The organism is Endozoicomonas arenosclerae (genome assembly GCF_001562015.1).
In the GTDB taxonomy this organism is placed as follows: Bacteria; Pseudomonadota; Gammaproteobacteria; order Pseudomonadales; family Endozoicomonadaceae; genus Endozoicomonas_A; species Endozoicomonas_A arenosclerae.
Genome location: NZ_LASA01000133.1, coordinates 1 through 9329, shown reverse-complemented (window position 1 = coordinate 9329; position 9329 = coordinate 1). Strand labels below are relative to the sequence as shown.

At 48.3% G+C, this 9329-nt stretch carries 11 protein-coding genes and 1 pseudogene; 3 read left to right on the top strand and 9 right to left on the bottom strand.

Going from position 1 to position 9329, the window contains the following annotated elements; genetic code table 11:
• Window positions 1-78: 78 nt before the first annotated feature.
• The 4 genes from WG89_RS20575 to WG89_RS31730 form a co-directional block, all read right to left on the bottom strand.
• Window positions 79-1146: an NAD-dependent epimerase/dehydratase family protein gene (locus WG89_RS20575; protein ID WP_062269331.1), complete on the bottom strand. Its 1068-nt coding sequence runs from the start codon at window positions 1144-1146 to the stop codon at window positions 79-81.
• Between the two features lie 108 nt (window positions 1147-1254).
• Window positions 1255-1896, bottom strand: coding sequence for a hypothetical protein (locus tag WG89_RS20570; RefSeq protein ID WP_062269329.1), 642 nt, complete (start codon window positions 1894-1896; stop codon window positions 1255-1257).
• 258 nt (window positions 1897-2154) lie between these two features.
• Window positions 2155-3099, bottom strand: a complete 945-nt coding sequence (gene uppS / locus WG89_RS20565) for a polyprenyl diphosphate synthase (RefSeq protein ID WP_172806875.1) — start codon at window positions 3097-3099, stop codon at window positions 2155-2157.
• A gap of 118 nt (window positions 3100-3217) precedes the next feature.
• Window positions 3218-3358 carry a hypothetical protein gene (locus WG89_RS31730; protein ID WP_153301723.1) on the bottom strand — a complete coding sequence of 47 codons (141 nt, stop codon included), beginning with the start codon at window positions 3356-3358 and terminating at the stop codon, window positions 3218-3220.
• On the opposite strand from WG89_RS31730, the gene WG89_RS20560 reads away from it, so the two are divergent.
• The 3 genes from WG89_RS20560 to WG89_RS20550 all read left to right on the top strand — a co-directional run bounded on the left by WG89_RS20560 (window position 3357) and on the right by WG89_RS20550 (window position 6080).
• The gene (locus WG89_RS20560) at window positions 3357-4253 is read left to right on the top strand and encodes a VOC family protein (protein WP_062269324.1); all 897 of its coding nucleotides are present in this window, start codon (window positions 3357-3359) and stop codon (window positions 4251-4253) included. The two genes, WG89_RS31730 and WG89_RS20560, sit on opposite strands and share 2 nt — an antisense overlap.
• A gap of 141 nt (window positions 4254-4394) precedes the next feature.
• Window positions 4395-5270: a CoA transferase subunit A gene (locus WG89_RS20555; protein WP_062269333.1), complete on the top strand. Its 876-nt coding sequence runs from the start codon at window positions 4395-4397 to the stop codon at window positions 5268-5270.
• A gap of 15 nt (window positions 5271-5285) precedes the next feature.
• Entirely contained in the window at window positions 5286-6080 is a 795-nt protein-coding gene (locus tag WG89_RS20550; protein WP_062269323.1) for a CoA-transferase subunit beta, read from the top strand.
• A gap of 41 nt (window positions 6081-6121) precedes the next feature.
• Here WG89_RS20550 and WG89_RS20545 read toward each other — a convergent pair whose 3' ends face one another.
• The 5 genes and pseudogenes from WG89_RS20545 to WG89_RS31290 all read right to left on the bottom strand — a co-directional run.
• Window positions 6122-7186 carry a hypothetical protein gene (locus WG89_RS20545; protein ID WP_062269321.1) on the bottom strand — a complete coding sequence of 355 codons (1065 nt, stop codon included), beginning with the start codon at window positions 7184-7186 and terminating at the stop codon, window positions 6122-6124.
• Between the two features lie 150 nt (window positions 7187-7336).
• A complete protein-coding gene (locus tag WG89_RS20540) occupies window positions 7337-8110 on the bottom strand; it encodes an SDR family oxidoreductase (protein ID WP_062269319.1) in 774 nt (257 codons plus the stop codon).
• A 10-nt stretch (window positions 8111-8120) separates the two neighbouring features.
• Window positions 8121-8375, bottom strand: coding sequence for a PQ-loop repeat-containing protein (locus WG89_RS20535; protein WP_062269317.1), 255 nt, complete (start codon window positions 8373-8375; stop codon window positions 8121-8123).
• A gap of 25 nt (window positions 8376-8400) precedes the next feature.
• Window positions 8401-8760 (bottom strand): VOC family protein, encoded by a 360-nt coding sequence (locus WG89_RS20530; protein WP_062269315.1) that lies wholly within the window; start codon window positions 8758-8760, stop codon window positions 8401-8403.
• Between the two features lie 348 nt (window positions 8761-9108).
• A pseudogene (locus WG89_RS31290) lies at window positions 9109-9329 on the bottom strand (IS1595 family transposase); the annotation flags it as partial.

Genomic DNA, 9329 nt, shown 5'->3' with positions numbered 1-9329 from the left:
CTTAAAAAGCTGCCTGATTAAAACTTAATATCAGACAGCTTTTACTTAATAAGGCTTGTCAATCTTGAGAATGCATAATTAACTGGCTAGTTTTTTATGCAGCTCCCGATAATAAGGCATGGCTTCCTCCATACCGCTGGCCGTTGTATAAAGTGGCACATAGCCCAGATCTTTTCTGGCTTTTTCGATACTGAAAAAATTATCGATACCAATTCTTTCCAGTGCCAGTGTGGTTTGTGGCGGTTCCGGAACTTTGAACCATTGATGCAGTTTTTCCCAGGTACCAATAATGAACTTCACCAGACCGTAGGGGACGTGTTTTTCGGGGTAGGGGTAGCCCAGACCTTCAATAACAGGACGAGAAAACTCCATCATATTCGCGGGTTCACCATCGTTGATGAAGTAGGCTTGTCCCGGTGCTTTTCCGTCTTCTTTGAGTTGAGCGGCTGCCAGCAATTTGCCATGAATCAGGTTATGGACATAAGAGTTGTCCAGTCTGGATTTACCATCACCAACAATGGCTTTGACAGTGCCGGCAATTAATTCGTCAATCAGAAGTTTAAAGACTGTCTGGTCACCTGGCCCCCAGATAGCACTGGGTCGAATTGCACAGGTCAGCAAGCCTTTTTCACCGTTAGCCTTCAGAACCAGCTGTTCGGCTTTGCATTTCGTTTCGGTGTACAGGTCGCGAAACTCAGTAACATAGGGAAGGGTTTCGTCGCCATTGACGATGGGTTTGCCTCCTACCACAACACTGTTGGAGCTGGTGTAAATAAGCCTTTGTGCTCCTGAATTCTGGGCGGCTTCCAGAATATTGCGAGTGCCTTCAAGGTTGACATTGTACGACAGATTTCTAACTTCGGTAGAAACTACACGGCTGGAGCGAATTTCAATAATCGCTGCTGTGTGAAAAACAGTGCTGATGCCTTCACAGGCTTTGGCTACAACGGATTTATCGGCAATATTGCCTTGCAGCTTTTCCAGGTTGGGGTGTTCAAGAGGGCATTCTGCCAGATCGAACACTCTGACAGAGTAACCTTTGTCCAGCAGGGTTCGAGTTAGATTCTGGCCGAGAAAGCCTGCACCACCGGTGACCAGCACCTTGCCCAGGTCAGGTGTTTCTGAGAGTGGAGCTTGAGAGGACATATAATTATTCTTCTATTAGCGTGCCAGTGAATGACTATAGCGAAGGCTTTCAGGTCTATGATCATCCAAATGGCTTATGAGGCCAGACAATACTGGCCATTTTCGCTCTTATAGAAGACGGGTTACACCTAGTATGGGCCCCGCACTGCCCATGACATGCTGGGCATAAATACGCCAGCGACCACCGTTTTTCACTCCGACCACATAACAGTAGCTTTGGTAGCGCATATGATTGTGGCCGTTCTGAACCCGGCCTAATGATCGGTCAACACTGCCCTCATGGTATTTGAATCGACCACTGCGAATGATGGCCCGGTGCATATCAACGGCGCCCAGCTGTTCGGTAGGACGGGGCTGAATATGAGCAACAATAGGCGCTGTGTCCTGACCCTTGATACAGAATGCACAGTCGCTGAGCATTCCGGTCACCATGATGTCGGCCCCATTCCCCCCAAGACTGTAACTTTCAATTTCCTGGACGGAGAACCCCTTTTCGGTTTTGGGGACCATCCGTACGTTATGAACCCGGACATTCATGGTTTCCGTCAATGTGTAACCATTGGGATCAAAGGAAAAGTATTCGTTGGGGCGTTGGGTACCATGGGGAACACTCAAAAGTACCGGGCTGTACTTGCCAAACTTGAAGTCATAGACACCGGAGGTGGATTTACCGGCCAGTCTGAGAACATTGGTGCCGAGAAAGGATTCCGTCATGTTCTTTAGCTGATAGAGTGCGGTTGCGGGTCTCATGGTGTCCTTCCCCTTCTTGTTTTCATAATTATTGGGTTTAATCCTATCGAGTTAAGGGAGCGATTTAAACCGATAGTTGAATTAACTTCGCCTTGGGAATAGTCCTGAAATAATGTCCTTGTTGAACCCTTCTCAAACCCGTTCGGGCTGAGCCTGTCGAAGCCTAATACCACGACCCTTCGACAAGCTCAGGGTGAACGGAATTCGTATGTAAATCGGGAAGTTATTATAGTTAAATCCTTGGACAGTGATGAAGTTTTATAACCCAAAGTTTCTCTGTTGTTGAGAGTAGTCATTGAGCGCTTCAAGGAGTTGCTGTGGCGTGAAGTCTGGCCATAGTGTGTCGGTAAAGTGGAGTTCGCTGTATAGGGTTTGCAGAGCCAGAAAATTGCTCAGTCTTTTTCTTCCACCGGTTCTGATGACCAGGGCGGGGTCAATCCAACCAGCAAGTCCTCCGGTGAGTAGATTCTGCTGAATCAATGAATAGTCCACTTTAGTGTCAGGATGACTCTGACTCAAAATACGGCTCACTGCATGAACAAATTCAGCCTGTCCACCGTAGTTAAAGGCAATATTCAGAGTCAGGCCGGTATGCGTTCGGGTTTTCTCCACTATGGAGTCAATAGCCTGTAGAACCTCTTTGCTCAACTTGGCTCTGAATCCCAGGTGCTGAACCCTGATAGAAGAGTTAACCAGTTCCTTTTCCCAGTGTTCCAGAACACTTCGTACAATCGCCATCAGTACGGCTATTTCCTCTTCAGGGCGAGCAAGGTTTTCAGTAGAGAGCGCATAAACTGTGAGCTGATTGATGCCCAGTTTTTCTGCTATTCGGGTTACCTGTAACAGACGTGCTGCGCCAAAGAAGTGACCATAACTGGGTTGGTCAAGTGATCTGCCTTTGGCATATCTTCTGTTGCCATCCATGATCATGGCAACGTGTTCTGGCATGTTTTCCGGCAGCTTTGGGCAGAAATGTTCTGACTCTTGTTTCAGTGTTTCTCCGAAGCTGGAAAGGTCTGAACGAATATCAATGGCCGTTTTGGCTGCGGCAACGGTATAAGCAACATATTGAAGTGAGGATAAAACCGGCTTCAGATTCCACCAGGAAGTGCTGATTGTGTTTTCTGGCAGATGCGTTGGATCAGCCTGACAACTGTTTTCAGTAGAATAACTGTTGGCCGTGACCAGTAGTAATAAGATCAAAAAGAGAGATTTATGAAGCCTCATTACAGCCTCGGTTTTGCTGGCTAAAACGAAAGAATAGAAGGAAATCAGGCACAAGGGTGGTAAAGACAAATTCACAAACTGCCCAGTAGTCCCATTAGACGATGATGACTCTTGCTGCTACCGATTTAATCATGCTCAGTCCCTGAAAGGCTGTGAAGCGGGTCTGTGTAACAGAACGCTTGGCAGAAAAGCAGTCTTTGGAAATAAAAACAAGATGATGAGGCAGAGTCAGCATGGATATTCGTGGATTAGGCTACGTGACCGTAGAGTCAACCGATCTGGCTAAATGGCAGGAGTACGGCACCCAGGTGCTGGGGCTGATGGAGCATGAAGCCTCTGATGAGAATACCCTGCTGCTGAAAATGGATGAGCGTAACTACCGCATTGCGGTAGAAAAGTCTGATCGTGATGGTTACGGCGCTTCCGGTTGGGAAGTAGCGAATAAAGCAGCTTTTGAACAGGCCATTACCGAACTGGAAGCAGCCGATGTTCAAGTGACTGTCGGTACGGAAGAAGAAGCTGCAGCCAGAAAGGTGCAGCAACTGATCAAGTTTTCCGATCCTGATGGCAACCGTCATGAACTCTTCTGGGGACCGATTCAGGACTTCAAGCACTTTGTCTCTCCTGTCGGTGTCTCTAAGTTCGTAACTACGGATCTGGGGCTGGGCCACGTAGTTATTCCTGCGCCTTCTTTCGATACCTGCCGCGACTTTTATACCGATGTTCTGGGTTTTGGCCTGTCTGACCTGATGCAGGTGACCTTTACCGATGATCCTGCCGAGCCCAAGAAACGTATCCATTTCATGCATTGTAATAATGGCCGTCATCACTCTCTGGCGATCTTCGAGTGTCCAGTCCCAAGTGGTTGTGTACACATGATGCTGGAAGTTGAAGAAATGGATGATGTGGGTCGTGCCCTGGATCGTATGGAAGCTCACGGCGTGAAACTGTCCGCCACTCTGGGCAAGCACACTAACGATGAAATGGTGTCTTTCTATATGCAGACACCTTCCGGCTTCGACATGGAATACGGCTGTGGTGGTCTGGTAGTAGACTGGGATCGTCATACTGTTTTTGAAAGCAGCTCCGTCAGCCTTTGGGGTCATGACTTTAGCGTTGGTCGTCAGTAACGGCTCTCTCTGTCTATTCCCGTGCGTACTTTTTTGAAGAGAGCATGGGAATACCTGTCTTTCCTGCCATGCAGACAACATCAAAATAGATAACTGTTCTTGAGCATGGCAGGTAATGAATTCAATAAAAAAGGTGTAGCAATGGATAAACGCATGACCACGGCGGACATCGTCGGCGAATTGCGCGATGGCATGACCATCGGGATTGGTGGCTGGGGCCCTCGTCGCAAGCCTATGGCCCTGATCAGGGAAATTCTCCGTTCTGATGTCAAAGATCTGACCATCGTCGCTTATGGCGGTGCCGATGTGGGTATGCTCTGTGCTGCCGGCAAGGTGAAAAAAGTCATCTTTGCTTTTGTCTCCCTCGATTTCATTCCTCTGGAACCTTATTTCCGTCAGGCTCGCCAGAAAGGTGAGATTGAAACCATGGAGATCGACGAAGGCATGATGCTGCTGGGTCTGCGTGCCGCTGCCTGGGGTTGCCCTTACATTCCTACCCAGATTGGCCTGGGGACCGATGTGGTCAAAGTGAATCCTGAGCTGAAAGTGATCGACAGTCCTTACGACGAAAAAGAGTGGGTAGCTATGCCCGCTCTGAAGCTGGATGTTTCCCTGTTGCACGTTGATCGTGCGGATGAGCGCGGCGTGTGCCAGATCAAGGGTAACGATCATTACATGGATGACTGGTTTGCCCGTGCAGCGGACAAAACCTTTGTGACCTGTGATGAGCTGGTGGACAGTGATTACTTCAATAATCCAGAAGAGTCTCGCTACGTATATTGGGAGCGTTCCATGACTTCCGGTGTGAGCCTGGTTCCAGGTGGTGCTCACCCATCGTCGTGCACTCCGCTGTATGGTTTTGATGTCAAACACTTCAAGGAATACAACGCTTCTGCCAAAGAAGGTGGTTTTGAAGCCTATTACGAGAAGTTCATCAAGGGCTCCACTGAAGAAGAGTATCAGGCCAAGGTTGGTGGTCTGGAAGCCATCAAACAACTGCCGATGCCGGTTTATTAAGAGGGGATACGGACAATGAGTAAAGACTATTCTCTCGCAGAATTGATGATCTGCGCTGGCTCAGAAGCCTTCAAAAATGACGGCGAAGTGCTGGCTACCGGTATTGGTTTGATTCCACGACTGGCTGCCAGCCTGGCCATGAAAACCTCCAATCAGGACCTGATGATGACAGACTCGGAAGCGTTTCTGTTGTCCGAGCCGAATCCTGTGGGTAACCGGGGTGATGACTACGTTCAGAAGAATGAAACCTGGATGGGCTTCTCACGCATCTTTGATAACGTATGGAGCGGTAAGCGCCATGCAATGGTAGGGCCAACCCAGATCGACCAGTATGGTCAGGCCAATATTTCTGCACTGGGCGGCACCTATGAACAGCCCAAGGTTCAGATGCTGGGTGTTCGTGGTTTCCCCGGAAACTCCATCAGCCATGCCAACAGCTTTTTCGTACCCAGCCATAACAAGCGTGTGTTTGTAGAAGGCGAGTGCGACATGGTGGCATCCATCGGTTATAACCCGGCACGACTGCCAAAAGGTTACAGCCTGGACGATGTTGATATTCGACTGGTCATCACTGATTTGTGTGTGATGGACTGGAATGGGCCGGATCATCAGTTGCAACTGGTCAGCCTGCACCCGGGCATTACCGTGGAACAGGTTCTGGAGAACACTGGCTTTGATGTTCATGTACCAGACAGTGTTGGCGTGACCACAGCACCTACTGCTGAACAGCTGGAAGTTATTCGTGCTCTGGATCCTCATGATCTGCGTTCAAAGCAGTTGAAGGATAACCCGCCAGGGGATCGTTCCTGATATTGAGTGAAAAAAGCCGGATTGCTTCCGGCTTTTTTAATTCACTGTTGTCCCAGAGGCATAGCTTCAGACTGTGAATCTGGATTCTCTATTATTGCACTCTGATCACTGTCCTCCAGAGCCTGTAATCGAGCTATTTCATCCTTCAACTTCTGGGTATAGAGAGCATCAAAAGTCTGTTGGTGACTTTTCGATATATTGCTGCACACATTGGCTCTCACTGATCGAATATTTTTTAGCAGAGAAGCATCAAGATTTCTTTCCTGCATTTTAGTGTTGATCAGCTCTTCCAGAGTATTGGTGACTCCCTTCCATTCACAGATATCATGGATGAAATCTGCGAGCTCTTCGTCCAGACAAGTTTTGAGCTCATCAGAAGCCCAGAATGGGTGCTGGTCCAACTGTTCCTGAACTTTTTCAACGGTGAACTTTTGAAGATCCGGTTTTAGTAGATCCAACTCAGCATCAGTCCCTTTCTGAAGCGCGAGAAAGAGAAGTTCTGTCTCCAGCGACTCAAATTCTTTTTGCGGTTTTTTGCGCTTCTTTACAGGAGGGGGCTGCTTTTTCACGGCCCTTTTTTTAGGGCGCATTGAGGCATAGTCGTAATGGGCTTTGGTATAGCCGCTATCGCCCAGCATATAGTGCAATTTCATCTTTTCGTTCACACTCATTTGCTGAGAAGAGCTTTCTGTTGAAGTGAGCTGAGTTGATGGACCGGGCTTTTGTGAGTCATCGGGCAGCAGTACTGACTCTATATCATGTAACTGCATGGCATTTGAGAGGATATCTTTTGACTCTGATGGAGGAGGCTGACTCGTGCTTTCAGGTGTTGCAGGTTGGCTGGGGGAACCTGGGTTGTTCAAAAGGCTGTCTGGATCAAAATCCAGCTGAGGGCCAGCTGACAAACTGGCTGCAGTAATAGACTGAAAGTCTGAAAAAGACAGGGAGCCCGTTTGGTCAGTTGGTAAAGAGCTCAGGGTGGGTTGCGTAGTTACGGCAGAAATTGTGGCACTGCTACTGCTGGAAGGATCATCCAAACGAATGCCCATTTCCTGAAGCAGCAGATAGGCTTCTGATGAAAGTGATGTTGGAGTAGCTGGATCCATTCTCTCTCCTGCCCTGAACAGCCAATAATCTTTAGATTCAAAGAAGTTGGAGGGTGAGGAGAGTCATTTGTTCAGTGAGAATGAGAAGTTAGTCAGTAAAGCTGACTCAATTGTCAGCAGTATTGAGGAAATAAGTTTCTGACAGAGGTTCTATACCCCACCTGCCAGATCCAGAAAGTTACCGGTAGAGAAAGAAGCCTTTTCAGAAGCCAGCCAGTATATGGCTTCAGCTACTTCTTCAGGGTGGCCGCCGCGCTTCATGGGTAATACTTCAGCCAGTCGATCCACTCGACCCGGTTCTCCACCGTCTGCATGCATATCGGTATAGATACAACCAGGGCGAACACAGTTGACCCGAATGTTTTCCGCCGCCACTTCCATGGCCAGTCCTTTGGTCAGGGTATCGATGGCACCTTTGGTGGCTGCATAGTCAATGTATTCGTTGGGAGAGCCCGTTCGTGCAGCTGCAGACGAAACATTCACAATGCTGCCACCCTGACCGCCATGTAAAGTGGACATTCTTTTGACAGCTTCTCTACAGCACAAAAAATAGCTGGTGACATTAGTCGTCAGCAGTTCATTGATACGCTGGGCTGTCATGTTGTCCAGCCGGGATTGTGTTTTTAGTATCCCGGCATTATTGACGACAACGGCCAGAGTACCTGAAAGACGATCGACTGCAGAGAACAGTTTATGGACACCTTCCTCAGTAGCAACATCAGCCTGAACAGTTATGCACTGGCCGCCCTCATTCTCAATTGAGAGAGCCAGATTGTCTGCAGCTTCAGTATTGGCTTTGAAGTTAATGCAGACAAAATAGTCCTGTTTGGCAAACAGTCTGGCTGTTGCAGCGCCTATGCCACGACCTGCGCCAGTTATTACTGCAATTCCGGGGTCTTCATTGGTGGAGGTGGGATACTTCATACAGAGCGTCTCAAGCAGTATTCTCTAGGGATTCATCCTCTGCAGCAGACCATTTGATGACTGCTCGCAGGTTCATTAAAAAGAAGATGATATTGGCAATGATCATGGCGAGGCTGTCGGTCAGAAAACCCATGGCGATCCAGCAGCTGTTGCCAGTCATCATCAGGACAAAGCCAATCCTGTTTTTGTTACCTATTTGCCAGATAGCCAGAAAAGTAAACGTCATGGCTAACCAGTCTATTCCATAGTACTGAAAGGCGGTCATCAATCCCCCGGTTTAATTTCGAAAACTAAGCACCCATATCAGTCCAAACTGCGTACTCATTGCCATTCGGGTCGGCAAAATGAAAACGACGACCGCCAGGAAAAGCGAATGTAGGTTGGATGATCTTTCCGCCAGCGGCTTCTATCTTGGCCTGGGTTTCTTCCAGTTTCTGACTGTAAAGAACCACCAGAGCACTGCCATTGTCTGAAGAACAAACATGATTAGACGTGTAAAAACCACCGTCCAGCCCCGCATTGTGAATGGCCACATAATCCGGACCATAACTCTCAAAAGTCCAGCCAAACACCTCGGTAAAGAACTTCTGGGTGACTTTGAGGTCTTTGGAGGGGAACTCAACGTAGCTGATTTTTTCGTGATAAGTCATCGTCAGAGCCTGTTCTTCGTTGTTATTGTGCCGCCTATCCTAAGCCAAACCACTCATAGTCCGCACTACCTAATTGAAAAACAGCGAGTCCTGCTTCGTTGGCGGGGAGTTTGAGTAAGGTGTTTCCTTCCGGTGAAATTACAACGCTTTTCCCGAGGTATATCGATTCTGGTGTGTTCAGTGCATGAGGCCAGTTGATTTGAATGATATAAGTGGACAGATGTTTTGCCATCACTGAGGCCTCAACTTCATAGCAGTTATTGCCTGACTGCTTATAGTATTCTGGCTCTCTGCCCGCGAGGCTTGGGAAAAAAATAACGTCTAAGGCTCTTAATGGATTCCGGGGAGTTATCCAAACAACACTCCCAGAAGACCGGTTAGAGCTGCTTTCCCGCGCTTCTTGATATTGTGCAGGCACTCGAAGAAACCCAAATACAGCGGTAACTTCTCTTGTGATATACCCCGATGAGGACGCAACCAGGAACGCAACAGCGACCAGAACCCCTCCATTGTATTCACATGAATCTCATGAAAACCGTCGCCGTCCTCATCTCGTGCATATTCACCGG